This window comes from Bacillus sp. UNC41MFS5 (genome assembly GCF_000686805.1).
This window is the reverse complement of sequence record NZ_KK366022.1, coordinates 48011-74426: the sequence shown is the minus strand read 5'-3', so window position 1 is coordinate 74426 and position 26416 is coordinate 48011. Positions and strand designations below refer to the sequence as shown.

Annotated in this window: 27 protein-coding genes, 2 rRNA genes and 2 riboswitches; of the genes, 24 read left to right on the top strand and 5 right to left on the bottom strand. The window is 38.3% G+C overall.

Going from position 1 to position 26416, the window contains the following annotated elements:
• A 23S ribosomal RNA gene (locus tag BR30_RS0132460) occupies window positions 1-298 on the top strand; the annotation flags it as partial.
• Window positions 299-376: 78 nt separating this feature from the next.
• A 5S ribosomal RNA gene (gene rrf, locus BR30_RS0132455) occupies window positions 377-493 on the top strand.
• 120 nt (window positions 494-613) lie between these two features.
• Here rrf and BR30_RS0132450 read toward each other — a convergent pair.
• A complete protein-coding gene (locus BR30_RS0132450; RefSeq protein ID WP_026568685.1) occupies window positions 614-922 on the bottom strand; it encodes a hypothetical protein in 309 nt (102 codons plus the stop codon).
• A gap of 155 nt (window positions 923-1077) precedes the next feature.
• On the opposite strand from BR30_RS0132450, the gene BR30_RS35065 reads away from it, so the two are divergent.
• The 6 genes from BR30_RS35065 to BR30_RS0132420 all read left to right on the top strand — a co-directional run bounded on the left by BR30_RS35065 (window position 1078) and on the right by BR30_RS0132420 (window position 7760).
• Entirely contained in the window at window positions 1078-2061 is a 984-nt protein-coding gene (locus tag BR30_RS35065; protein WP_051633880.1) for a DUF1835 domain-containing protein, read from the top strand.
• Window positions 2062-2184: 123 nt separating this feature from the next.
• On the top strand, window positions 2185-2538 hold the full coding sequence (locus BR30_RS0132440) for a lmo0954 family membrane protein (RefSeq protein ID WP_026568684.1): 354 nt from the start codon (window positions 2185-2187) through the stop codon (window positions 2536-2538).
• Window positions 2539-2555: 17 nt separating this feature from the next.
• Window positions 2556-3194: a PspA/IM30 family protein gene (locus tag BR30_RS0132435; RefSeq protein WP_026568683.1), complete on the top strand. Its 639-nt coding sequence runs from the start codon at window positions 2556-2558 to the stop codon at window positions 3192-3194.
• A 303-nt stretch (window positions 3195-3497) separates the two neighbouring features.
• Window positions 3498-5543 (top strand): CocE/NonD family hydrolase, encoded by a 2046-nt coding sequence (locus BR30_RS0132430; RefSeq protein WP_026568682.1) that lies wholly within the window; start codon window positions 3498-3500, stop codon window positions 5541-5543.
• 25 nt (window positions 5544-5568) lie between these two features.
• On the top strand, window positions 5569-6870 hold the full coding sequence (locus tag BR30_RS0132425; RefSeq protein WP_026568681.1) for an MFS transporter: 1302 nt from the start codon (window positions 5569-5571) through the stop codon (window positions 6868-6870).
• 200 nt (window positions 6871-7070) lie between these two features.
• A complete protein-coding gene (locus BR30_RS0132420; protein WP_026568680.1) occupies window positions 7071-7760 on the top strand; it encodes a TetR family transcriptional regulator in 690 nt (229 codons plus the stop codon).
• 550 nt (window positions 7761-8310) lie between these two features.
• On the opposite strand, the gene BR30_RS0132415 is transcribed toward BR30_RS0132420, so the two are convergent.
• Entirely contained in the window at window positions 8311-9288 is a 978-nt protein-coding gene (locus BR30_RS0132415) for a ring-cleaving dioxygenase (RefSeq protein WP_026568679.1), read from the bottom strand.
• Window positions 9289-9556: 268 nt separating this feature from the next.
• Between BR30_RS0132415 and BR30_RS0132410 the strand changes: the two genes are divergently transcribed.
• The 10 genes from BR30_RS0132410 (at window position 9557) to BR30_RS0132365 (ending at window position 17685) form a co-directional block, all read left to right on the top strand.
• Window positions 9557-10789, top strand: coding sequence for a DUF438 domain-containing protein (locus BR30_RS0132410; RefSeq protein ID WP_026568678.1), 1233 nt, complete (start codon window positions 9557-9559; stop codon window positions 10787-10789).
• 121 nt (window positions 10790-10910) lie between these two features.
• Window positions 10911-11060: a hypothetical protein gene (locus BR30_RS38325; protein WP_231507887.1), complete on the top strand. Its 150-nt coding sequence runs from the start codon at window positions 10911-10913 to the stop codon at window positions 11058-11060.
• 2 nt (window positions 11061-11062) lie between these two features.
• Window positions 11063-12256: a glucose-1-phosphate adenylyltransferase gene (locus BR30_RS0132400; RefSeq protein ID WP_026568677.1), complete on the top strand. Its 1194-nt coding sequence runs from the start codon at window positions 11063-11065 to the stop codon at window positions 12254-12256.
• Window positions 12257-12364: 108 nt separating this feature from the next.
• The gene (locus tag BR30_RS0132395; protein ID WP_026568676.1) at window positions 12365-13156 is read left to right on the top strand and encodes an HAD family hydrolase; all 792 of its coding nucleotides are present in this window, start codon (window positions 12365-12367) and stop codon (window positions 13154-13156) included.
• Window positions 13157-13334: 178 nt separating this feature from the next.
• On the top strand, window positions 13335-14024 hold the full coding sequence (locus tag BR30_RS0132390; RefSeq protein ID WP_026568675.1) for a BsuPI-related putative proteinase inhibitor: 690 nt from the start codon (window positions 13335-13337) through the stop codon (window positions 14022-14024).
• Window positions 14025-14213: 189 nt separating this feature from the next.
• On the top strand, window positions 14214-14414 hold the full coding sequence (locus BR30_RS0132385; RefSeq protein ID WP_026568674.1) for a cold-shock protein: 201 nt from the start codon (window positions 14214-14216) through the stop codon (window positions 14412-14414).
• Window positions 14415-14493: 79 nt separating this feature from the next.
• A complete protein-coding gene (locus BR30_RS0132380) occupies window positions 14494-15597 on the top strand; it encodes a threonine aldolase family protein (protein WP_026568673.1) in 1104 nt (367 codons plus the stop codon).
• Window positions 15598-15616: 19 nt separating this feature from the next.
• On the top strand, window positions 15617-16495 hold the full coding sequence (locus tag BR30_RS0132375; protein WP_026568672.1) for a LysR family transcriptional regulator: 879 nt from the start codon (window positions 15617-15619) through the stop codon (window positions 16493-16495).
• Between the two features lie 135 nt (window positions 16496-16630).
• Entirely contained in the window at window positions 16631-16999 is a 369-nt protein-coding gene (locus tag BR30_RS0132370; RefSeq protein WP_026568671.1) for a CidA/LrgA family protein, read from the top strand.
• Complete coding sequence (locus BR30_RS0132365; RefSeq protein ID WP_035446492.1) at window positions 16999-17685, top strand: LrgB family protein; 687 nt, start codon at window positions 16999-17001, stop codon at window positions 17683-17685. The genes BR30_RS0132370 and BR30_RS0132365 overlap by 1 nt, the downstream gene beginning before the upstream one ends.
• Before the next feature lie 57 nt (window positions 17686-17742).
• Here BR30_RS0132365 and BR30_RS0132360 read toward each other — a convergent pair whose 3' ends face one another.
• Both BR30_RS0132360 and BR30_RS0132355 read right to left on the bottom strand, forming a co-directional pair.
• Window positions 17743-18237 carry an SdpI family protein gene (locus BR30_RS0132360; RefSeq protein ID WP_026568669.1) on the bottom strand — a complete coding sequence of 165 codons (495 nt, stop codon included), beginning with the start codon at window positions 18235-18237 and terminating at the stop codon, window positions 17743-17745.
• 128 nt (window positions 18238-18365) lie between these two features.
• Window positions 18366-19187 carry a Cof-type HAD-IIB family hydrolase gene (locus tag BR30_RS0132355; RefSeq protein ID WP_026568668.1) on the bottom strand — a complete coding sequence of 274 codons (822 nt, stop codon included), beginning with the start codon at window positions 19185-19187 and terminating at the stop codon, window positions 18366-18368.
• 276 nt (window positions 19188-19463) lie between these two features.
• On the opposite strand from BR30_RS0132355, the gene BR30_RS0132350 reads away from it, so the two are divergent.
• The 3 genes from BR30_RS0132350 (at window position 19464) to BR30_RS0132340 (ending at window position 21808) form a co-directional block, all read left to right on the top strand.
• Window positions 19464-19745, top strand: a complete 282-nt coding sequence (locus BR30_RS0132350) for a hypothetical protein (protein ID WP_026568667.1) — start codon at window positions 19464-19466, stop codon at window positions 19743-19745.
• The gene (locus tag BR30_RS38320; RefSeq protein ID WP_051633879.1) at window positions 19745-20044 is read left to right on the top strand and encodes a DUF2187 family protein; all 300 of its coding nucleotides are present in this window, start codon (window positions 19745-19747) and stop codon (window positions 20042-20044) included. The genes BR30_RS0132350 and BR30_RS38320 overlap by 1 nt, the downstream gene beginning before the upstream one ends.
• Before the next feature lie 327 nt (window positions 20045-20371).
• Window positions 20372-21808 (top strand): DHA2 family efflux MFS transporter permease subunit, encoded by a 1437-nt coding sequence (locus BR30_RS0132340; RefSeq protein WP_026568666.1) that lies wholly within the window; start codon window positions 20372-20374, stop codon window positions 21806-21808.
• Between the two features lie 484 nt (window positions 21809-22292).
• On the opposite strand, the gene BR30_RS0132335 is transcribed toward BR30_RS0132340, so the two are convergent.
• Window positions 22293-22682 (bottom strand): CotD family spore coat protein, encoded by a 390-nt coding sequence (locus BR30_RS0132335; protein ID WP_442853017.1) that lies wholly within the window; start codon window positions 22680-22682, stop codon window positions 22293-22295.
• A gap of 309 nt (window positions 22683-22991) precedes the next feature.
• A riboswitch (cobalamin riboswitch) is annotated at window positions 22992-23181 on the top strand.
• 155 nt (window positions 23182-23336) lie between these two features.
• Here BR30_RS0132335 and BR30_RS0132330 point away from each other — a divergent pair.
• The 3 genes from BR30_RS0132330 to cobJ all read left to right on the top strand — a co-directional run bounded on the left by BR30_RS0132330 (window position 23337) and on the right by cobJ (window position 26408).
• Window positions 23337-24137, top strand: coding sequence for a HoxN/HupN/NixA family nickel/cobalt transporter (locus BR30_RS0132330; RefSeq protein WP_026568664.1), 801 nt, complete (start codon window positions 23337-23339; stop codon window positions 24135-24137).
• A gap of 57 nt (window positions 24138-24194) precedes the next feature.
• Window positions 24195-24449 carry a hypothetical protein gene (locus tag BR30_RS38315; RefSeq protein ID WP_155929024.1) on the top strand — a complete coding sequence of 85 codons (255 nt, stop codon included), beginning with the start codon at window positions 24195-24197 and terminating at the stop codon, window positions 24447-24449.
• A gap of 18 nt (window positions 24450-24467) precedes the next feature.
• Window positions 24468-24645, top strand: a riboswitch (cobalamin riboswitch).
• A gap of 140 nt (window positions 24646-24785) precedes the next feature.
• Entirely contained in the window at window positions 24786-26408 is a 1623-nt protein-coding gene (gene cobJ / locus BR30_RS0132320) for a precorrin-3B C(17)-methyltransferase (protein ID WP_026568662.1), read from the top strand.
• Window positions 26409-26416: the final 8 nt, after the last annotated feature.

The window sequence follows — 26416 nt, the reverse complement described above, 5'->3', positions numbered from 1 at the left end:
AGTTCGGTCCCTATCCGTCGTGGGCGCAGGAAATTTGAGAGGAGCTGTCCTTAGTACGAGAGGACCGGGATGGACGCACCGCTGGTGTACCAGTTGTTCTGCCAAGAGCATCGCTGGGTAGCTATGTGCGGACGGGATAAGTGCTGAAAGCATCTAAGCATGAAGCCCCCCTCAAGATGAGATTTCCCATAGCGCAAGCTAGTAAGAACCCTGAAAGATGATCAGGTTGATAGGTCAGAGGTGGAAGCGTGGTAACATGTGGAGCTGACTGATACTAATCGTTCGAGGACTTAACCAATTTTAAGGCAATCTCGAGTTTACAAAAAACTTCTTCTGCATTATCTAGTTTTGAGGGAATGAAACCTCAAATAAATAGTCTGGCAGCAATGGCGAGAAGGTCACACCCGTTCCCATACCGAACACGGAAGTTAAGCTTCTCAGCGCCGATGGTAGTTGGGACACGCGTCCCTGTGAGAGTAGGACGTTGCCAGGCACGAAAAGGACAATCTGAAAAAGGTTGTCTTTTTTGTTTTTCGTATTTTTTCACGGATAAATAAAAAAGGGCAATGAGTTTAAAATTCATTGTCCTTTTCCACGCGGTTACATAATAAAATTATCGCCTCAATCGTCGTAATACCTTGTATTCAAAATCCTCGCGATCGATATCCAATCCCAACACTTCATTTCGGAAAGTTTTGAAACGTCCATTTTCCACTTCCAAAGTAAAATAGCCTCTTTCACTTAAAAGATTTAAATCTCCAATGATATTTTTCCTGCGGACAGGGTCAAATAAATTAACTAAGTTAGGATTACTTGGATGTGGTTTGAATTGACATCCTTGTTCCACACAAGTTCTAACGATGTTTTGGACTTTTGGATGGGCAATACTCTCAATTTTCTTGGTTGCTTCGATACTAAGCATAACATCACTCCTTTTCCCGTCTTAAAACGATATGCATAGGCTATCAGTAATATGCAATCCCTTATTAGCAACCTACTGGGCCATTCATATATTAGAAGGATATATGTATTTTCATGCTAAAATAGATTTATGCTAGTAACAGCGGAGGTATTGCTATGATACATATTGTGAATGGGGATGTGGTGGGGAATAAGATTGGAGATCTTCCTGGAGATGTTCTGATTTGGCGGGAAATGTATGATTTTGGTCCACTCTCCCATGACATTTCCGGTGAAAATTCGATTTGTTGTCGCGCCCATTTTTTTGAAAAAAAGTTAGCGATTCCAGCTGCGTTATTCATCCAGAATTGTAAAGAACAAAATCGATTTCTTTCTGAGATTCCAAAGAAAACAGAAATTGTTCTTTGGTTTGAGCACGATCGTTATGATCAAACGATGTTAATGTATTTGCTTAATGAACTGTCAAAAAAAGAAATGAAGAGCTTATCAATGGTGACCATTAATGAGTATGAAGGGGAAGAGCAGTTTTATGGCCTTGGGCAATTAACTTCACATCAATTGGAAGAACTTTTTTATAATGAGAGACAGCCTATTTCAGATGACCAGATGAAAGAAGCAATTACGGGCTGGAAGGCATATACCTCAAAGAATCCCGTGGAGATTGAAACATGGATTGCAGCCTCAAAACAAAAATTACCTTTTTTAAAACAAGCATTACGATCTCATTTAAGCTTCTTTCCTTCAATACATACAGGTCTAAATGAGGTAGAAACCTTCGTGATTAAATATCTTGATAAAAATACTTGCTCCTTTACTGAATTATTCCAAGCCATTACTCAAAAAAGAAGTAACGATGGTATAAGTGATCTTTATTTTGCAGCTATGCTAAATGAGTTGATGAAGGGGCCATGCCCATTGTTGAAATGTGATGTTCCACTACCTAACCATGAGAGCCCAGAACCCTTAGCCAAACTTAGGTTAACTTCTAATGGTCTTGATATACAAAAAAGCCGGTTTGAGTTAATAGAACGTGATTGGTGGCTTGGCGGGGTCTATCTAAAAGAGGATAAATGGTTCTGGAATGGAAAAAGGCTTATTAATAAAGCTGAATATAATACGGGTCAGTCCTTCACGACATAATGTTGTAAAGGACTGACCCTTTCTACGTCTTGGGACCGAGTGAAAAATCAAGCTTAGGCGCAATTATGATTACTAAGGAAAAAAGGTAAGATGATATCAAGATAAACAAAGGAGGAAAACAAAATGAAAAAATTTGGTTTACTTTTAGCAGGTGGGGTTGCAGCAATCGTCCTACTTTCAACTATTGGTCCCATGCTAGGATTGATTGTAAGTGCAGTTCTATTATATTTCATCTACAAAAAGTTCCTAAAAACAGAATCAACCGGTTGGAAAATTGGCTTAGCGATTATTGGGGGGATTGTCCTGATCGCTTCTCTACACAATATTCCTGCCATCATTGGTGTTGCAGCTGCATATGTGCTATACCTAGTCTACAAAAAATGGAATAGTAGCAAGGAGAATTTTGAAAAAGAAGAATCAGATCCATTCATCAATTTTGAAAAGCAGTGGAATGAATTAAAAAATAAAACCATATAAAAAAAGGAGAGAATAACATGACAAACTTATTTACAAGAATTAAAAACACAATTACAGCAGATTTACACGAGGTGATTGATCACAAGGAGAAGAAAAATCCAATCGCTCTTCTTAATCAATACCTTCGCCAATGTGAACAGGAAACCGAAAAGGTCCGGAAGCTGTTGGAGCGCCAGTATACCTTAAAGGATGAATTTCAAAAAGAATACCAGCAAGCAGCCGAACTAGCTGAAAAAAGAACATACCAGGCCGAAGTTGCCTCAAAAGCAGGTGAAACTGAGTTATATCAGTTCGCGGCAGCAGAGCAGCAACAATATACCGAACGAGCAAACCGTCTAGGTACATCCTTAGAACAAGTTAATGGGCAGCTAAGTGATTTAGAAAGAAAATATGAGGAAATGAAGCATAAGGTAAAAGATATGCATCTTCGCCGCATGGAATTAATGGGCCGAGAAAATGTGACTCGCGCGAATCTTCAAATCAACCAAGTGCTCGATTCCCATTCATACTCTGATAATTCATACACAAAGTTTAAGGAAATCGAAAACTATCTTGACCGCTTAGAGCACCAAGTGAACAGCTCATTTTATCGCAGTACAATTGATGCGCGCATCGCACAATTAGAACAAGAAATGAAAAAAGATACTAATTCATAAGCTTTTAAATGAACAAAGAGCGGGGCATCGTAGCCTCGCTCTTTGTATTATTCTTTAATGAATTCTTTGGTACTTCTGGAGGTATCAATGGCGACCGGGGTTTATACTCCCTGTATTCCAAAGTAAAATTGATTTTTTTGAAAATTTTGAGTTGTGCAACATATTTTCAGATGCTATACTAATCATATTAATTTTTGTAATCATGATTATAAATTGGTTTTGATTACTTTTTTAACTACGATTAAAGTTTTTGGAAGGTACTTTAACCTCTTTACAGCGGAAGAGGAAGAAAGGGATGTTAAAATGTCAACGGAATGTAAAGATAGAGAAATTATCACCAATTTTCCTTATGCGTATCAAGCGATTGAAAACACTTGGATTGTTTTAAAAGACGGTACGAGACTCTCCAGTCGGATCTGGCTGCCTGAAGTTCCGGAAGGTGAAAAAGTACCGGCCATTTTAGAGTACATTCCTTACCGAAAAACAGACGGAACAAGGACAAGAGATGAACCGATGCATGGTTATTTTGCGGGACATGGTTATGCAGCAGTCAGAGTGGATATGAGAGGTTCGGGGGAATCCGATGGTCTGCTAATGGATGAATACTTAAAGAAAGAACAAGATGATGCCCTGGAAGTAATAGAATGGATTTCAAATCAACCTTGGTGTGATGGAAACATCGGGATGATGGGTAAATCTTGGGGAGGCTTTAATTCCCTTCAAGTCGCAGCTAGAAGACCCAAAAATTTAAAAGCTATTATTACTCTTGGATTTACCGATGACCGCTATAACAATGATATTCACTATAAAGGCGGCTGCCTGTTAAACGATAATTTCTGGTGGGGAAACATTATGCTGGCCTATCAGGTGCGTCCGCTCGATCCTCATATTGTTGGCGATAGCTGGCGGGAAAAATGGCTGGAACGACTAGAAAATATGCCGTTATGGATGGCGCAGTGGATGGAGCACCAAACGAGAGATGCCTATTGGAAGCATGGTTCAGTTTGTGAAAACTATGATGACATTGAAGTGCCCGTTCTTGCCATCGATGGCTGGGAAGATTCTTATACAAATACCGTATTCAGTTTAATGAAAGGACTTTCGGTTCCTAGAAAAGGGATAATCGGTCCATGGGCACATGTTTATCCTCAGGATGGAGTTCCGGGACCTGCGATGGGCTTTTTACAAGAGGCTGTTAAATGGTGGGATCATTGGCTAAAAGGAATCGAAAACGATTGCATCGACGGACCAATGATCGATGTATGGCTTGAGGAAAGCATGCCTCCTTCTTCCATTAAACCGGTTAGTAAAGGTGCGTGGGTTGGACTTCAATCATGGCCATCCACTGAAGTTCTCACGAAAACGTATCAATTGACTCATGGAAAATTGCTAGAAAGAAGAAATGAAAAAGAAGAACAGGTGATATTAAAAACACCTTTAAATCACGGCCTTTTATCAGGTGAATGGATGGGTGCCGGAGTACTTGGAGAAAGTCCGTCAGACCAGCGATTAGATGATGGAATGGCGATGGTATTTGAAAGTGATAATTTAGAAAACCCATTAGAAATAGTAGGCTACCCGAGATTTGAAGTACAATTATCGAGTGACAAACCAAAAGCAATGCTCTTTGCGCAGTTATCAGATGTGGCACCGGACGGAGCCGTTACCCGAGTTTCCTATGGTGTAATGAACTTAACCCATTTAAATGGACATGATCGGGTAGACTTGCTGGCCGCTGATGAGAAGGTAAATGCCTATGTGAATCTCGACTGCTGCGGACATAAATTTAAAGCCGGGCACCGGGTGCGTTTATCGATTGCCACCACTTTATGGCCAATGTTTTGGACCATGCCGGAGGATGCAACACTTACATTGAATCTGGAAACCGCTAAGTTTTCATTGCCAATCTTTAAGGGCAGCCTGACAGCAGGGCCAAATATGAGTCCTCAAAGCGCGCCATTAACTCCGATAACCCTTCTTTCAGAGGGCAAAGTCGATCGTTCGATTTCATACAATCTTGTAACCGATACGTGGACTTGCATAACGGATGGTGTCGGCGGGGTATTTGGCGAAGGGGTTTATCGCTTTGATGAAATTGATGTTACAGTTGAACACAATTTGAAGCGGGAGTTGACATTATCTAATGCTGATCCTCTTTCCGCAAAATATACTATTTATCAAAAAATGAGAATTGGCCGCGAGGGCTGGTGGATTGACGCTGACATAGCCGTTACGCAAACTTCTGATGGTGAAAACTTTATCATCGTGGGCGAAATGGATGTAAAAGAAAATGACGAACCCGCATTTCAGAAGAATTGGGACCAAAAAATTAAACGCGTGGGACTTTAAAAATCCCGCGATTGGGGGATAAGAGATGGAAGGAAGACTTAAGAAAAATATACCTACTTTAATCATTTTAATCATTGCAGGTGAAATGATTTATACATTGCCATATTTCCGGAATTATTATTATGATGTATTTCTAAAGGACTTTCACTTAACCAATACACAAATGGGTTCGCTCGGAAGTGTATTTGGTATTGCTTGTTTGATTTCCTATATCTTTGCAGGGTATGTGGCAGATCGCTGGAAAACGAAACACTTATTGACGCTCTCCTTAATCGTGACAGGAACTCTAGGCTTTACCTTACTATTGTATCCCCCTTACTCTGTATTGCTCTTAATTTATGGAGCTTGGGGAATAACATCCATCATGACCTTTTGGGTAGCGTTAATTAAAGCCGTCCGGTCATTAGCAAATGAAAATGAACAAGGAAAAGCATTCGGCTTTTTTGAAGGTGGACGCGGTGCTGCCAAAGTCATCGAATCTGCTTTGGTATTAGGACTCTTTGCCTTTGTTTCAAAGCAGCTAAGTGACAAGGTGGCATTGTCCACTGTGATTATTTTCTATTCCGTGTTTTGTATTCTTTTAGGAATCATCATTATGTTCATATATAAGGATCCTGAACAAAACAACAGCAGTGTTCATGCAAACGAAAAAGATCATACAAAATTTAATTGGGATGTACTTTGGAAGATTCTAAAAATGCCAACAACCTGGCTGGCAGCCGTTCTTATTTTGACGTCTTATGCAATGATCAATAGTTTCTATTATATTACCCCATATGCAACGGCAGCCTTTGGTGCTTCCACCATCATTGCCGCAGCACTGGGTTACTTTTCACAATACTGCCGCCCAGTTGGAAGTTTCACCTCTGGAATTATCGGGGACCGAATTGGGATTTCGAATATGGTCATCATTGCCTATAGTTTATTGGCAGCCGGTTTAGCCGCCCTTATCTTATTACCTGGAAAGCCTTCTCTGATCTTAATGCTGTTGGTCTTTATCGCCGTTGTTTATGTATCCATGTATGCCTTACAGGCGACGCACTTCGCGATATTAGTGGAAGGAGACTATCCAGTTGAAACAACAGGAACCGTCGCGATGCCATTAATGATCATCGGGTACAGCGGGGAAATCTTTATGCCAATCATTGCCGGGGCTTGTTTGGACCACTGGGGTGGTACAACAGGGTATAAGGTATTATTTGCCATTTTATTAGGATTGACGATCGTCGGGTTGATTACCGCTGTCATTTGGCAAAGAGTAACGAAAGAAAAACGACACGAGATTGCCCTTCAGAGGAAAGAAATGAAAGAAAAGAAAGCAGGTTAGAATGAGTCCCTAAAATGAAAAGAAGCTGGCGATAAACGTTTTGTTTTCGCCAGTTCTTCATTTTGAACCCGTTCCATTGCAGGTCTTTTTTTGGGCTTCCATGCCATAGTTTGGTATAATTTTTCTATCATCTTTTTTAGATCTTACTTCGCCTAAGACCGAAATACTTATATTGATATAAAATATGTAAGGAGTAAGCAATGAAAAAAAAGGAAATACAATTGAGCCGCATGTGGAAATACTTTGTGGACGCTACAGCTGAAATTATCGAAGAAGAGGGTTTAGAGAATGTAACGATCAGGAAAGTGGCGGATAAAGCAGGTTATAATAGTGCAACCATTTATAACTATTTTTCTGAGATCTCCCATCTGATCTTTTTTGCTTCCATGAAATTCTTAAAATCCTACACAGATGAGGTAGCTGTTTATATTGAAAAAGGAAAAAATCCCATTGAAAAGTACTTGTTGGCTTGGGAATGTTTTTGTATTCACTCCTTTAGGCAGCCACAGATTTTTCATGCAGTATTTATTATGGATTTAGGGGATCAACCCGAGAAGCTGCTTGAAGAATATTATAAAATCTATCCTGCTGATTTGATTAACATTCCTGAGGAGTTAAAGATTATTCTCTTTGAACGGAATGTATCAAAACGGGGGAGATCCTTTTTAGAAATTGCCCTAAGAGAGGGATATATTAAAAAGGAAAACGTTGATGCGATTAATGAATTAACCATTTTAATATGGCAGGGGATGTTTACAAATATCCTTAATAATCGCAAAAGCTATGAGTTTCAAGAGGCAGTGGAGATTACCATGAACTATATTACGGAGATTGTTCACAACGCGAATCTATTCCATTTTAAAAAATGCTATGATATGAATCAGCAGTAACTTGCTCATCCTATACAACAGCACATAAATATAGCCCTGCTCATATTTGTCGATCAGGGCCTTTGATAAAGAAATCTTTATTTTTTTCCCTTGTTTACTTTCGATAATCTTCCTAATGCAAAGCCATCAGCAGCTTAGTCCATCATGGTATTGTTTTTTTATTAAAGCCTTGTTTTGCTACAAGGTTTATGTTTTGCGGTCTTTCCGTAAGACGCTGCATAAAATAAACATACCAGTTCTTTCCAAATGGGTCATACATGCAGAAGTTGCAGTCTTCACTTGCCAGTCTCAATTGAAGGTCTTTTCTGAAACCATACAGCATTTGGAGTTCGTATTTTTCGTTGTTGTAAATGAGGTCATTTTTATAGTATATTTTGGTAATGTCATAACAAATAGTAATCGTATTTGCTATATATTTTGCTCTATATTTTTATAAAGTGATGGAATAGAAAACAGCCTTCTTCATTCAGAAAAAGGCTGTTTCAGGTGATTGTTATTAAGTTTTAGTATAATTATTAACGCTATATTTATCATAGCCTCGCTCTTTGTATTATTCTTTAATGAATTCTTTGGTACTTCTGGTGGTATCAATTGGACGAACCATACTCTCAATTTGTGCCCGTTTGGGTTCTAAGAACGGCGGTAAGGATAATTTTTCGCCTAGTGTTTCGTAAGGCTCGTCGCCCATAAATCCTGGACCGTCGGTTGCAAACTCAAATAATATTTGTGGTGCTACTCTCGCATATAAGGAACCGAAGAAGAAACGATCGACGAACCCTGACGTTTGGAAGCCAAAGCTCTCCATATGTCCGATCCACTCTTCTAATACAGAGCGATCGTCAACACGGAAAGCCGCATGATGGACTGTCCCGAAGCCTTGGCGTGCTTGAGGGAGGATCACATTATACTCGACAACCACTTGTGCGCCATTTCCGCCTTCACCCACCTCAAATAAATGAAACGATCCTTCATTTGCTATTTCTTTAAAGAGAAGGACTTTTTCCATCATTTCTTTAAAGTAGTCAAAATTTGCGACACGAACAAAAATCGGGCCTAATCCTGTAATCGCATAGTCTAATGGAATAGGGCCTTTTTGCCATGGGGTACCAGCTGCAACCCCTTGATTATTTTCATCTGAAATTAATTGATAGTGCTGGTCATCAAAATCCACAAACGACAGGGTTTTTTTACCGAATTGTTCTTTAATCCCTGTATGTTTTACCTCTAAACGATCAAAGCGTTTCACCCAATATTCAATCGCCGCATCACTAGGGACACGGAAGGATGTTTTTGCTATCTCGTTGGTTCCGTGAACTCCTTTCGGAATCCCAGGAAAATCAAAAAAGGTCATATCGGTCCCGGCACTGCCAACATCATCAGCAAAGAATAAATGATAAGTTTGAATATCATCTTGGTTAACAGTTTTCTTGACTAAGCGCATCCCTAAGACATTGGTGAAAAATTCATAGTTTTTTTCCGCACTACTTGTAATCGCGGTTACGTGATGTATACCTTTTAATCCATTCATTGTCGTTCCTCCCAGTGCCCTCTATAATAATCATTTATTTTAATAGTATCTTCAAAAAAAGATGGAAATATTGTCTTGAATTAATTTATCTCTAATTCGAAATAAATATAACACGAAATAACTGTGCTGTCAAAAGCTCGTTCCTAAAGTTTTCACAATTAGCTTGTTACTAATGATGTTAATCACTAACAAGGATTTTCTGAAGTGGTAAGTTACTAATGAGAACAAATATCAAAAGTACTTTGCCACTGTGAAGGAGAATCTTATTATGAGTGAAATCATTAATAATCGTGAACAAATAATTAGTAAAAATACTGAACGTTTAGCCATATTAAAACAACTGTTTGTCGATCTTCATCAAGGCCGAAACTTGGACGAGGTTAAAGCCCATTTTGATGCCTTTATCGGAAAAATAACCATTGATGAAATTACTCAACTCCAACATGATTTTGTCGAAGAGGGAATTATTTCAGCTGGAGAACTTCAACATATCTATCATCAGCATTCGGCTATTTTTCAAGGAGCAATTGAGGAAGATGCACTCCAAAACGGAAGACCCGAAGAACAGACAGGGCATCCCGTTCATACTTTTAAGCTCGAGAATCAAGAAATCGATAATCTGATAACTATGAAGCTTCAGGTCCATTTTGAGGAATTTATGAAAGAAGATTCTACAGAGAATATCTATAAACTAATGGAAGATATCAATCTATTGCTGGATATTGAAAAGCACTATAGCCGTAAAGAGAATTTGATTTTTCCTTATTTAGAAAAGTACGGGATCTTTGGTCCGACTACGAACATGTGGAGAATTGATGATTTCATTCGGGACGCGATAAAGGATAGCAGGCAGAAACTTGCCAATTATCATGGTGATAAGGAAGCCGTTATTGCCGTTTTAAATTATGTCATTCAAGAAGTATCAGGGATGATTTATAAGGAAGAGAACATCCTTTTCCCGATGGCCTTAAATAATTTTACGGAAGAAGAGTGGGTCAAAATAGCCCATGAAAGTGATGAAATTGGTTTTTGCCTGATCGATTCTACCGAGGTTTGGAAGCCGGAGAGAAAAGCCTTAGAAGAAAAGGCCATCTCTGAAGGGTATATTAAGTTGGAAACAGGGATTCTCTCCTTAAAGCAGCTGGAGTTGTTATTAAACCATTTACCGGTTGATATCACTTTTATTGATCAGGATGATGTGGTCCGTTATTTCTCACACGGGAAAGAAAGAATTTTTGCGCGGACGAAAGCTGTCATTGGCAGAACTGTCCAAAACTGTCATCCCCCAAGAAGTGTTCATGTTGTAGAGGAGTTGTTGGCAGACTTTAAGTCTGGCAAAAAAGATTGTGAAGATTTTTGGATTAAGTTCAAGGATAAATATGTTTATATTCGCTACTTTGCGGTCCGTGATGAGAATGGAAACTATTTCGGTACGCTTGAATTCACCCAAAATATCGATCCGATCAAAGCAATTGAAGGAGAGAAACGAATCCTTAATTAAGAGCAAATATTAAAAGAACTGCCATTTCAATGTCGAGGTAATCGTCAGGAAATGGCAGTTTTTTTTGTTATGGGAAAAATTCAGTTCCTAAGATTTCGACAATACTAGCTAATATTAGAGTTTGCTTACTGTTAGTGTCGATAAAAAAGCTGGTCACTTTCACAAAGCTGTAACAGGTTCAACGGAAAAATGGAAGAAAACGGAGATAATAAAAGTAGAGGAAGATGTTATTGATGGCACATTTAAGGAACTAATTTTTCGAGGAGGGTAACAATGAAAAAACAAAAATGGATTGCATTGTTATTGGCTGGCGGGAAGGGTACAAGGTTAAACCTGCTGACAAAATCATTAGTTAAACCAGCAGTCCCCTTTGGTGGGAAGTACCGCATCATTGATTTTGCCTTAAGTAACTGCATGAATTCCGGAATTGAAACTGTGGGCATTTTAACACAATACAGACCCTACGTGCTTCATTCGCATCTTGGTCATTGCAGCTATTGGAACTTGTATAATCGTCACGGGGGCCTGACGATTCTCCCGCCATTTCAACGCAATAACTCTGGAGTAGAATGGTATGAAGGGACTTCGCATGCTGTCTTTCAAAATATTGAATTTATCGAGCAGCAAAAGCCAGAGCATGTTCTGATTCTTTCTGCAGACCAAATCTATAAAATGGATTATTCTTTAATGCTTGAACAGCATATTGAAACGAACGCGGATTGTACCATCGCTGTCGTTGAAGTTCCGTGGGAAGATGCCGGCCGCTTTGGACTCATAAAAATAGATGAGGAAAGCTATAAAATTATCGATTTTGAAGAAAAACCGGAACATCCGACGACGAATTTAGCATCAATGGGTATTTATATTTTTAAATGGCCAGTATTAAAAGAGTACTTGCTGCAAGAGGAGCAAAAAGAATATACAAATCGAGACTTTGGCAAGGATATTATTCCATCTATGCTGTGTGATGGACGTGGGCTCTATGCCTATTATTTCAACAACTATTGGAAAGATGTGGGGACGGTCCGGAGTTTTTGGGATGCTAATTTAGATCTTTTAAATAAGGAAACGAACATCTTCCTGCAAAATCCAGAATGGAAAATCCATACTGTCGAAAATAATGCGGACCCTTTGTATTTGGATCAAGCCGCAAAAGCACAGCAAAGTTTACTAAGTGAAGGCTGTGAAATATACGGCACAATCGAAAAGTCTGTTGTGTTTAGCGGGGTGAAGGTTGGAAAGGGGGCGCGAATCAAGAATGCTGTTATACTGCCAAATACCATCGTTGAAGAGAACGCTTGGATTGAAAATGCGGTCATTGGCAGCCAAACAGTGATTAAGAAAGGTGTCATCCTTGTCTCAAAGGATCCGGACATACATTTAATAGTTGTCGGAAATAATGTTACCGTAGATCCGGCCCTTCATGAATTTACATCCAAAAACCATGTTTTAACAATATCATCCTAAAAATCGGAAATCTTCTCTTTTAAAAAAATAAAAAATTCAGAATGATATATTTTTTATTTGTAAAATGGTAAACTAGAAAAATATATCTTGGACAAGGGGAAGATTAAGATGGTTAAAGCGATTTTTTTTGATTTAGATGATACACTGCTTTGGGATCAAAAAAGTGTAAAGGAAGCTTTTGTTGCTACCTGTAAAGTAGCAGAGGAGCGGTATGGGCTTAATGCGGATCAATTAGAAGAGGCCGTTCGCGAAGCTGCGAGAAGTATTTATGCTGGCTATGAATTTTACCCTTTCACGCAAATGATTGGAATCAATCCGTTTGAAGGGCTGTGGGGGAACTTTTTAGATGATCATGATGAGTTTAGAAAAATGAAGGAAATGGTGCCTGTCTACCGGAAAGATGCTTGGACAGCCGGTTTGAAGGCTGTGGGTGTGGACGATGCCGATTTTGGTTTGGAGCTGGCGGAACGTTTTCCACAGGAACGCAGAAAATTACCTTTTGTTTATGAGGAATCATTTGAAATTCTTGATAGGTTAAAAGGGAATTATCAACTGTTGCTGTTAACCAATGGTTCACCAGATCTTCAAAATACAAAATTGGAGATCACGCCGGAACTTGTTCCCTATTTTGACCACATTGTTATTTCAGGGGATTTTGGCAGAGGGAAACCGGACCCGACCATTTTTGAACACGCGCTTGAGTTATTGTCGGTCGATAAGGATGAGGTCATTATGGTGGGAGATAATCTCATGACCGATATTCTTGGTGCGAATCGAGCAGGAATCAAGACAGTCTGGATTAACCGACATGAGAAAGCGAGAAACGAAGTTATTCCAACTTATGAGATTAACCATTTAGAGGAACTTTTTCCTTTATTAGAGGAATTGAATTCGAAATAAAACATATCCTAAAAAAGTTGCCGTAGATGTAGGGAGTTATCCTATTTTTATGGCAATTTTTTTGTTTTATTGGATTTTCGAACTAAAATATTTTAATAATCATGTAACTTTGTTATGCATTTCGGCGACTATATGGCTAAGACTATCAAAATTCCTTTTGGAAAAGGAGAGGATTGAAATGAGAAACAATAAATGGTTCCCTCTTTTAGGTTCAGCATTGATGATTGGCCTTTTAGCAGGGTGTGGGTCAGGGACTACTCCAAAGGGCAATGCAGAAGGTACTAAGACAGAGATACCAGAACAGCATGAGATAGCAGCAAAATTTCATGCCACCATTGAAACGAAGCCCGAGAACAACTCAATGATTATTAAATACACGGTTAAAAATCTTTCAGACAAGTCACAGAAGCTAACTTTTCCTAGCGGGTTAGAGGCAGATTATATTGTTCATGATTTACAAGGGAAGAAAGTCAAACAATATTCGGATGAGGTCATGTCAACGCAAGCGATTAAGATAGTAGAGTTAGGAAGTAATCAAGAAATAGCTAAGGAATTTACGATTTCAGATATTCCTAATGGCCGCTATAAAATAGAGGTGTTCTTAACGGCAAAAGAAGAAGAAGCTAAAGTGGTGACTGACCTAATCGTAAAGAATTCGTATAGTCAAGGAAGTGGTGTGCTCGTTGGTCAAATGGATCCTCATACGATTGAAATCGATATCAAAGGTAAAAAGGTAGCTTTTCAGTTAACGGAGGAGGCCATCAAGCAATTACCATCACTGAAAGAAGGCAAACGAGTATCCTTTTTATATGCAGAAAATGAAACAGGACAAAAGTTAATTCATAAATTTGTTTCAGGAACTTCATAAATGTTTCTTATAAAATACAAAGACAAACTCCCTTGATAATAACTATTTGCATTTCTATCATTTTTCTGTTATAGTAAAGAAGAATTATTTTTGTTAGTTGTAGGATAATAAGTGCTAAACTTTCTGTCTTAAAGAACTGAGCAAGGATAGTAACACAATGTGTGCTAAGCACACGAGGAGGAAACAACAATGGAACAAGGTAAAGTAAAATGGTTTAATGCAGAAAAAGGTTTCGGATTCATCGAACGCGAAGCAGGAGACGATGTATTCGTACACTTCTCAGCTATCCAAAGCGAAGGTTTCAAAACTTTAGACGAAGGTCAAGCAGTTACATTTGAAGTAGAACAAGGTCAACGTGGACCTCAAGCTACTAACGTTCGTAAAGCATAATTGAACCAAAATATAAAAAGACTCTCTTTTGGGAGTCTTTTTTTGTGCAAAAAAACCACAAAAAAGGAGGCAAAGTAAATTGACCGAAAATAATACCATATTAGAAGCTTATAAAAAAGCAAAATATAAGGTCCCTGGGCATGGCTCTAGGGATATTCAAACATTAAAAGCGGTACTTAATGACATCGATGGACAAGTGGAAAGTGATATTTATGGGAATGGAAAAATCATTGAAGACTTCCAATTGAAGATGGCTAAATATTTAGGAAAAGAAGCGGCAGTATTTTTTCCGAGTGGAACGATGGCCCAGCAGATCTCCTTAAGAATTTGGTGTGATCAAAAGGGAACAAAGAAAGTTGCTTATCATCCGTTGAGTCATTTAGAGATTCATGAAGAAGATGGTCTGAAAGAATTGCATCAAATAGAAACTGTCTTATTGGCAGATAAGAATCGTGTGATCCAATTGGGTGATGTCTTGGAATTAAAAGAGGAGATCTCCTGCTTATTGTTGGAATTACCACAAAGGGAGATTGGCGGACAACTTCCAGATTATAAAACCTTAGAGGCAATTTCTGTTTATTGTCGTGAAAAAGGGATTAAATTGCATTTGGATGGAGCGCGACTTTTTGAAATTCTTCCTTACTATGAAAAGACTGCTGCGGAAGTATGTACTTTATTTGATAGTGTGTATGTGTCTTTTTACAAAGGAATTGGCGGGATTGCTGGAGCCATTCTTGCTGGTGATCAAGCTTTTACCGAACAATCAAAAGTCTGGAAACGGCGACATGGCGGTGATTTGATTAGTCTTTATCCATATATTCTTAGTGCGGATTACTATTTTGATCAAAACATTGGTAAGATGGAACAATATTTTCATGAAGCGAAGGAACTTGCAGGATACTATAATCAATGCCCTGGAATAGTGACAAAGCCTATGGAACCTGTTTCTAATATGTTTCACGTCCATATTAATGGTTCAAAAGAGGAGATAGAGTCGATTTTAGTTGAATTTTACGAGGAAACTGGTATTGGTTTAACCGGTCATCTTAAAGAAGTAGACCAGGCGTCCAGTTCTTTTGAAATAAGCATCGGTGATATGTATTCTAAAATTCCTAAGATTGAATTAAAGAAAGCATTTATACTTCTGGATGAGAAGATGAAGGAATTTCTTAGGAGAATTTAATTTTTCAGAGGTGTAAGCTTTGGAATTAAGACAATTACAATTATTCATTGAAGTGGCTAAGCATAAAAGTATAACAAAAGCGGCGGAGAGCATGCATCTCTCACAACCAGCCCTTAGTAAGTCAATCCGAGCATTAGAGGAAGAGCTAGGGATGACGTTGGTTATTCGTACGAATAAGACAAGTGACCTGACTGATGCAGGGAAAATTGTCTTAGAATATGCTCAGAAAATGGCCGGAATCTTATCTGAAATGAAAACGACATTAAATGACATCACGAACCTGTCTAGGGGGCAGATTGAAATTGGACTGCCTCCTATTATTGGCAGTTTATTTTTTCCTAGGGTAATCGCTAAGTTTCATCATGCCTTTCCCAAAATAGAATTAAAAATTACCGAGTATGGTGGTGCTCGAGTGGTAAAGAGTGTCGAGGAAGGGGAATTCGAGCTTGGTGTTGCGGTACTGCCAATTGATGAAGAGCAGTTTGATGTTTATCCCATTGTTGAAGAAGAAATGAAATTGTTGGTCTTTAAAGACCATCGTCTGGCATCGCGTAAAGTCGTAGACATTAAGGAACTAAAAGAAGAGGAGTTTATCTTTTACCATGAAGAATTTGCCTTAAATCAAATTATGAGAAATCAGTTTATCAAAGTGGGGTTTGAGCCCAAAATTTTGTTTCAGAGTTCGCAGTGGGACCTAATGACGGAAATGGTGGCTGCTAATCTCGGAATCACGATTCTGCCTCGATCAATTTGTAACCGGGCATTTAACCCAGATTTAAGGGTCATTGAGCTGAAGGAAGATATTCTCTGGAGACTGGCAGTCATCACGAAGAAAGACCGCTATATTTCTAATGCAGGTCGAACCTTTATTGATTTTATCTTAAAAGATCCATTATAACTTTCAGTTATGAAAATCATTCGATATATGTATTTTACGAATGGCGAAAATCAGCGTACGATATACTCTATAGTTAATTTCGGAATGAAAAGGAGTCTTTTAGCTCCTTTTTTGCATGATGGAGGGATTTTTTCGATGAAACTTGGAGTGATTATCATACAGGTATTATTTTTACATGTATTCTTATTTCTGGGCGCGGCACTGAAAGAGGTAATTCCGCTTCCTATCCCTGCGTCTATGTTCGGATTGTGCCTTCTATTTCTCGCGCTTTACATCAAAATAATCAAATTGGAATGGGTGGAAAAAGGAGCAAATTGGCTGCTAGCCGAGCTGTTGCTTTTCTTTGTCCCATCAGCAGTTGGGATTGTAAATTATGATGAAATTCTAAGTGTTGAAGGTGCAGAAATCGTGGGCTTGATAGGGATTAGTACGATAATTGTTATGGGAATTACGGCACTGATTGCTGAAAGAATAACGGGCGGGAAAAGGAGTGAGCAGCATTGATGATGTTTTTATTTACGATTGTAACTTTTCTTATCTACCGACTGTCGAAAAAGGTTCATGCAAAATGGAGCCTGTTCCTTTTCCATCCTTTATTGCTGGCTCCTATTTTATTAATTATTTTGATTTCCATAACTCATGTCTCAGCTAATCAATACCTAGAGGATACAAAATGGCTGTCACATCTACTGGGACCAGCAACAGTTGCGTTTGCTGTACCGATTTATAAACACTTAAAGATTATAAAAAAATATGTGGGTACGATTTTAATTAGTATTACCTCCGGATCATTAGTGGCAATTTTATCTACTTTTGGTTTGTCGAAATTGTTTCACTTAAAATATGACTTTATCACATCGATGCTTCCAAGGTCGATTACAACACCGATTGCCATTGAGGTATCAAAAGAAATTGGCGGTCTGCCTACCTTGACAACTGTTTTCGTCATTATAACAGGTATTATTGGCAGCATTGTCGGGCCATCGGTGATCAAAGGACTATCCATTAAAACACCTATCGCCAAAGGCCTTGCCTTAGGCATGGGTGCCCATGGTGCAGGAACAAACAAAGCGTTTGAATACGGGAAACAAGAAGCAACCTTCTCATCCCTTGCCATGATCTTCGCAGCTTTAATTACCTTAATTTGGGGAGCTCTCCTCATACCACCCCTAATGCACTTTAATGTCTAAAAACATAAAGGTGTCAGGCACCATGTGAATTCTTCACATGGTGCCTGACACCTTTTACTAATTATTCGGGACGCGCGTTTGTTTATGATAACCAGTTTTAAGCATGCCTGTTGGTTTTTCCCAAAAGAATGCAAGGTGAGTTGTATTTTGGTTAAAGAGTTCAATAAGGTCATGGAAGTTCTTCATCTGATATACATTAAAGGCGATGCCGTTTTCTGTTTTTACCTGGAAATAACATGTGGTGGTATTATTTTCACCTGCCGATTCTTTCTCATAATAAATGGTGTCCGTTACGTCTTCCCAGGTATACTCATTAATAAATGTACCTTTTCTTTGGTTCGCGATGGTGACAGTAAACCCTTTTTCATGACAAATAACCGTGGTGTCATTGCCAAAGAAATACATAATTAGAAAAATGACGAGGGCAAGAATAACGATAATCGATCCAATCAATACGTTAATAAACATGAATCCAATTCCAATAAAACAAAAAATAAGTCCAAAAATACCAGAAGATCTGGATGACGTTTTATTTGCGAATTCTCTGTTCATAAAAAAATCCCTCCTTTAGTAAGAAGGGTATGCTTTCCACTATGTTAAATGACTGAACAAGTCTAACAGACCGTAGGAAAATTAACCGACAAATTGTGCATAATCAAATGGTAAAGTGAAAACTTTTATCATAGTATTGTTTCTTTAGCATTTAATAACTGTAGGAGTTCGCGAACAGCATAGGAAAAACCATCTTCGTCATTAGTTTTTGTGATGATATCGGCTTTTTGTTGAACAAGGGCAGGGGCATTTCCCATTGCAACAGACGTGGTTGCGACTTCAAATTGGGCAAGGTCATTGCCGCCGTCACCAAAGGCAATAATTTCCTCAAAAGAAAGATTCATCATTTGCTGGTAACGTAATAATGCTTTTCCCTTATGAGCTTCGCTCGACGTCATTTCCACATTATTTGGAAAAGAAGAAGCCATAGAAATATCAAATTTCCCATCTAAGGCGGCTTTAACTTTTTCGATTTCTTCTACTTGATCAGGGTGGACCAATGCAATAAGTTTATAGATTTTTAGATTGTCTTTTTCGAGAATATCATCATAATTAAATGTTTGAAAAAGTTCATCCAACTCCTGTTTACTTTTGCCGTGTAATGGAGGCAATGTTGAAGGAAAACCTCCATAATTCGTGTAAACAAGTATACCCACACCTAGTTCTTTTAGTTTCTCTAAAATATTTTTGTAGGTTGAAATAGGTAAAGTAGCCTCATACATTAGTTCTCTAGTTTCTGAATATAATACGGACCCATTGATACAAAAAATCGGAATCTCCATATTTTGAACAGCTTTTAATTTAATAACATCTGCGTAAGCCCGTCCTGTATTCAAAATAAGGCAGTGACCTTGAGCCTTTAATTCGTTTAAAACTTTCTCATTCTCCACAGAAATTTCATGCTGAGAGTTTAATAATGTCCCATCTAGATCAATTGAAATACATTTCATAATATCAAAATTCCTTTCCATTCCATCATAAAGACAACTATATCAGATTTACACACAAAAATGGGATTCCAAATTTTATGGTTTATTGAGAAATAGTGGTGCCTGACACCAATTATCAGGAAAAGATGCTTGGATATTTAACATTTAAGTTGAAATAACATTTTTTTCCTTCTATAATCAATACAATAACCTTATTGGTGAAGTGTCCTGTCCCCATTCTTCACGTTACTTTTTCACACATTGTTTTTAAGAATAAGAGATTGGGAGTGAGTAGTGATGATTTTGAGAATTAGTGAAATAACTGAATTTCTTCATGACTTTGAGAGATATGCTCAACAGGATGGTATAAAATATTTTCTTACATTAAACACGGTTAATCCAAAAGGTACACTTACGATTATGAAGTATCCAGAAGGGAATTTTACTTACCACCGAAAAAATGAAAATTATTGGGACATTAAAGAAGTTGATATTGACCTGGATATGTTATCTGATATTATATGGGGATTTAGAAAGACCATTAACGAAATGATCCTAGAGGGCACGATGGCCCATTAATGGTTTCTACAATAACCCACGAAGCCTTTATCCTTACAAAGGCTTTTTCTTTTTGCTATGAACTTGCAATTGAAAAGTATTTTTTCGGGAATTTATGGATACGATATTGTCGAGGTGATGGAATGGCAACGGCAAAGTTAGGCGATACAATTTCCTTTAAACGGGATGGAAAAAACCTTGAAGGTGTCGTTTCTGGGATTAGGGAAAATTCCGTTATGGTCCAATATGGTTTTTCGAAGGATAAAGATGAGCCACTGACAACTATAGTCAACCATAAAAATTACAAAATTAAGAAGTAAGAATATCGAGTGCGGGATGATAATCTCCACTCGATTTTTTTATTGAAAAATTTCCAAATATATTCTGAAAAATCAATTGAATAATTGACTTGGAGTGGGCAGGTCCGAAGCGAGTCAATTAACTAGCGTAAATTAGGAGTTCTTTCCCTTTGTGGGGAAAGGGCTCTTTTTTGTGGCAGGGTTGCACATGGAAAGTGGCTAAAACTAAGAGCATTAAATTGGCACTTTTTGGATAAATCAGTTAATCTGTAAAAGTACGTTTTTTGCTTAGTCTAAAAGCGAAACTCACCATCATAAAGAAAGAAAATAGGAATGGGGGATGGATAGATGGCGATATCAAGAAATAAACAATCGACGATCGTTGCGCTTTTGCTTGCAGGAGCTTTTATTGCTATTTTAAATCAAACTTTGATGATTACAGCGATACCTCCAATTATGGAAGAAATGCATATAACCGCTAATAGCGCTCAGTGGCTGACAACTGTATTTATGCTAGTTAATGGGATTATGATCCCAATTAGTGCATTTCTATTAGAACGGTTTACCACGAGGCAGCTGTTTATCTCGGCGATGAGCATTTTTGCCGTGGGAACCCTTGTAGGCGGGATAGCTCCTAACTTCGAACTACTTTTATTAGGAAGGATTATACAATCTGGCGGGGCAGGGATTATGCTTCCCTTAATGACAACGGTATTTCTGATGATTTTTCCAGTCAATAAACGTGGTGCAGCAATGGGGTTGGTCGGTCTGGTCATATCCTTTGCGCCGGCAATTGGTCCAGCACTGTCAGGTTGGGTGACATCACAATTTTCATGGAGAGTCCTGTTTTTTATCATTTTGCCGATTGCTCTTATTGATATTCTTGTTGCTTTCTTTGCTTTAAAAAATGTAACTGAGGTATCAAAGCCGAAAATGGATGTTATTTCCATTGTGTTATCTACACTAGGTTTTGGCGGCTTGTTGTATGGATTTACTAGTGCAGGAAATTATGGATGGGTAAACCCCACCACGCTTTTAACGTTAGGAATCGGGGGATTGTCACTGGTTCTATTTATTACAAGACAGTTAAGACTGAAACATCCTATGCTTGAATTCGGTGTATTTAAATATTCTGTTTTCCCATTTGCCATTATCATTGGTATGATTGGCTTTATGGGACTGATTGGGGCAGAGACGATTATCCCTTTATTTATGCAGCGGATGCGCGAATTTACGGCAGTGGAGGCAGGGATCGCACTATTACCTGGGGCACTAATCAGTGGATTGATGGCACCAATTATTGGGAGAGTGTTTGATAAAATCGGCGCGAGATGGTTAGTAATGATTGGTTTAACAATTATGACGGCATCTTCGTTTGCTTTTACGAATTTAGGTCCTTCGACAACGATGACCTATATTACTGTCTTATACGGGGTCAGAATGTTTGGTTTTTCAATGGTAATGATGCCAGTGGCAACATCTGCCTTAAACCAGTTACCCAAACAATTAATCCCTCATGGAGCGGCAGTGGATAATACGATGAAGATGATCGCAGCCTCTGTTGGTACTGCCATACTTGTCACGGTTATGACGACCACGGCGGAAAATGCCCAGGAGCGCCCAGAGATTTCCTATCCGGATATGTATGGGGCCAATGTCGCCTTTATGGTCGTATCCATCCTTTCACTACTAGCCCTCATTCTTTCCTTTTTTATAAAAAATGACCATCAGACAGAAAGTGAAGGAAAGCAACAAAGGAAGGTAAAAGTTAAATTACAGGAGTAGTTTTATTTATTAACCACCCAAGAACTCTGAAAAACAAAGGTCATTTGTTTTTCAGAGTTCTTTTTATTAGACACCTTTGGTAGTTCAGAGAATGGACATTCTAATTATAGAGGTTATGATATCCTGAGAATAAGTGAGCATTCAAGAGATATTCGAATCAAACTGAGGGAGTTGAATAAAGGTTGAAAAATTCTTTTTTTAAGTCAAATATCACAGACTATTAATACCGATACCTAAAAATTCATTCCGAAAGGAAATGGGAAATATTATGCCAGCTTGTATCAAATGTAAATGGACAAATATGGAGTATTTCAAAGAAATATTGAGAACCGCAAGATAAATGCATATTACAATGCCATTCACAAATGAGAAAAAGGTACCAATATGGCACCCAGGAAGATTATTATCTCGGACTGTTTAAGGTATATGAAATTTGTATTAACTTGCTAATGAAAATCCACATAAATGAGGGTAGAAATATTAACTAGAAACCAAATGGTCTTGGAGGACAACAAGGATTATATGGCACACCGCACATTGTATGTGTTTCACAGCATTCATTTACAACTGATTCCGTATGTGGGAAATAGTGTTGATGGTTAATCATTTGCTTGTTGACTGTGGTGGTGTGAGAAGGATGTAAATGTGTTACTACTTTATTAAATATATTTGTTTTAACATATTGCTGACCCGGTGAAACTAGAGGCGGATCATACTGAGCCGGAAACACTTGAGGCGGACAGTATTGAGGTGGACATGGTGGTGGTGGGCAATATTGTGCTGGCATAGGTTGTGTAGGAGCAATCTGACTAGGCATTATATTTGGTGGGATATTTGATGGAAAACCACCATATCCAATATTTCTTTTCATCATTAAATGACCTCCATCTAAATGTGTCTTGGTACATCATTAGTCTATTCAAATTCAGATTATGTGGACTAGTTGGATACCTATTTTACAATTAGATATGAAATAGAAATGATGCACACTACCGCAATATTGTGAAGTAATGTACTTAAGCTAAATGGTGCTTATGTTAAAGAGGGGATGCTGCGGCGATCGATCCCGTTTTCTTATTGAGTTAACGGAGCAGATATACAGTATAATACAACTTCATATATACATTAGAAAAAATTTAGATGGTAGATGTTAAAGATTACAAGTATAATAATGTTAGAACATTAAATTATAAGCAAACTAGGTGCCCGTGTGAAAACATGGGGTAACAGGGAATCGGGTGAAAATCCCGAGTGGTCCCGCCACTGTAATTGAGGAGCTTTCTATCATTGTGTCACTCAACTATGTAGTTGGGGAAGACGATAGAGCGTGATGATTCAAAAGCCAGGAGACCTACCTAGGTTGTAACACCAAAACAGCCTTCGCGGAAAGGAGAGGTGTACGAAGATGAAACGACAATTGTATTCTGCCAGTTTGTCGTCTATTTGCACGTACCCATAAATCCTCAATCTGTCAAAGGTTGAGGATTTTTTATGTTGTATTTTGTTTATAAAAGGGAGGAATTTTTAAATGGAAACTGTATCACTGTTTTTACTTGTTTTTGTATTGGGACTTCGACATGGGTTAGATGCGGATCATCTTGCCTTTATTGATGGACAAACCCGTTATAACTGGAGAATGGGAAGTCCATTTGCACGTTGGGTTGGTACGTTATTTTCATTTGGTCATGGAGGAATGGTAGCGGTGACGGCTGGGATTTTGGGAATGGTGATAAAGAATTTTTCATTCCCAGCTGTTTTTGATAATTTTGCATCATGGGTATCCATTATTTCTTTATTCCTCATTGGCACATTAAATACTTACAATCTGTTACGCACTAAAAATAATAATGAAGAATTTCAACTTAGTGGATTAAAGGGAAAGTTTATTCCGAAAGTTGCGAAGGGAACAACAAATCCCTTTCTTATCATTTTAGTAGGGGCTTTATTTGCCTTAGCTGCCGAAACGGTAAGTCAAACAGCTGTCTGGTCCATGGCAGCAAGTAACTCTGGTAAATACACACCTTTATTTTTAGGATTAGTTTTTATGTTTGGCATGATGATTACAGATACTATTGATTCCATGATTGTTTATAAAATGGTGAATCAGTCCAGCAAAATCGGTCAAGCTGCGTCAAGACTAATGGGGTGGGTGATTGTCTTCTTAGCATACGGAGTTTCCTTCTATCTGGCATTTACTTTCTTTAACCCTTGGGCAGAACTAGATTTCGAAATCGTGGGAATCATTCTTTTCATTTTCTTAGTCGCTTCATTTATCTTTATAAGCGTTCGCTCTAAGAGACAAAAATATGAAATAAATACTACGAATTAATTAAAAAGCTCTGACAATTTTATTGTGTCAGAGCTCTTTTTTCACCTATCAATTCTATTGTCTACACATAATGTAGATCTAGCTTATGAGTGGGCAGATGAGGTTATCGTCTTAAACAATGGGCATTTGTTAGCTCAAGGAACGGCCGTTGAGGTTTTTAATAAAAGAGAAATTCTTGAAAAAAGCCATTTACAAAAACCTTGGATTATGGAAGTGTTTGAAAAATTTCAAAGAACGAATTTATCCAATAAAAAGTATCCGAGGTCGAAAGCTATCAAAAAAAATAGTATGTTAACTTTCGAGATTATATGATATAGTTATAAAAAAATTTAATAAATACTTTAAATAAGTGCTCACATTTGTGAGGTAATAGGGAAACTAGTGAAAGTCTAGTACAGCCCCCGCTACTGTAAGAGCTGATGAAATTACAATGCCACTGAGAAATTGGGAAGGTGTAAGAGTAACAAGAAGCTTAAGTCAGGAAACCTGCTTATTTAAACGACACTTGCTTTTCGGAGGGAGAAGTATAGGCGGGACAATGATACCTATTGTTTTTTGTGTTTCAGTATGCTTTTTTTATACTGCCAATTCACATGCCTGTATTCCTTTTAAAAGGAGTGCAGGCATTTTTTATTTGGAGGTAAGTTTATGAAAAAGGGAAAAATTTTTGTTGTTGGCTTCGGTCCCGGTGATCGTGAGCATATTACAAATCGAGCTGTAGTTGCATTGCAGCAAAGTGATTGTATTATTGGCTATAAAACATATGTGGAGCTAATTGAACCTTTCGTGACAGCAAAATCCATTGTCAGTACGGGGATGACAGAAGAAGTGTCACGTGCACAGGATGCAGTTAAAAAAGCTGAAGCAGGCCATATTGTCTCAGTCATTTCCAGCGGAGATTCAGGCGTTTATGGTATGGCTGGATTAGTGTATGAAGTGCTGATTGAAAAGGGGTGGACTGAACAAGAAGGAATTGCAGTAGAAATTGTTCCAGGTATTTCAGCCATTAATTCTTGTGCAAGTCTATTGGGTGCGCCAGTCATGCATGATTCCTGCACGATCAGTCTAAGTGATCATTTGACACCTTGGACTGTAATAGAAAAGCGTATTGAAGCAGCTGCGATGGCAGATTTCGTAATAGCTTTATATAATCCGAAAAGCGGTCGACGGACACGCCAAATCGTAGAGGCACAAAATATTCTATTAAAATATCGTTCGCCTGAAACACCGGTGGGACTTGTGAAAAGTGCCTATCGTGAAAATCAAAATGTAGTGCTGACAACACTGGCTGAAATGCTTGAACATGATATAGGAATGTTGACAACGGTTATTATCGGGAATTCTTCTACTTTCTTTTATGACAATAAAATCATTACCCCTCGAGGTTATCAGCGTAAATATACGTTAGGTGAAGAAAAGCAAAGCTTAAGACCGCATCAGCGTTTGAAAAAGGAAGCCGAACCATGGGCATTAAATCAAGAAACAGGGGAAGCGCAAGCTGGTTATGAGCAAATTGAAAGAAAAAAACAGGAAGTAAGCTCATTAGATTTGGCCTTAAAGGCTTTATCTATGGTGTCAAAATCGGAAATAGAACATCCGCATTTGGTTCACCAGCCGATCGAAAATATATTTGAATTTGCAGTTTCACCTGGTGTTGCTAATAAATTTATTAAGCCAGAGCAAATGCGCGTATTGGCAGAAACCATTGGCGAGACAGGCACCATGGAATATACACCGGACCATCGTTTTTTACTAAAGATTCCAACAGATCAGCCGGAATCGATTGTTGAAAAACTTGAACAAAATGATTTAATTGTCATGCCTGTGGGCGATGTATTAAATGTAAAAGCTTGTGATTTTTGCTACGGTGAAAAAGCAGAATCGATTCCATATGCAGAAGAAATAGCAGCAAAATTAGGAGGCTTAAATCTTCCAAAAGAATTACATATTGGTTTCAACGGCTGTGGTATGGCCTGTTATCGGGCAGTATTCGATGATATCGGAATCGTTTACCGCAAGAAAAAATTTGATTTATTCATTGGCGCAAAGCCTGTTGGCCGTACAGCCCATGCAGCGCAGCCAGCAGCAGAAGGAATTGAACCAGATCAGCTACTGCCGTTATTAACGAAAATTATAGAAGAGTACAAACAAAATGCTCATCCAAATGAACGCCTTTTTAAATATTTTAAAAGAGTGAAAAAAATTCAGTATTTTAACTATCAGGATATGAGCTCCAAAATTGAAGTCGAGCCGGCACCATGTGGAGATTAGGAGGAAGA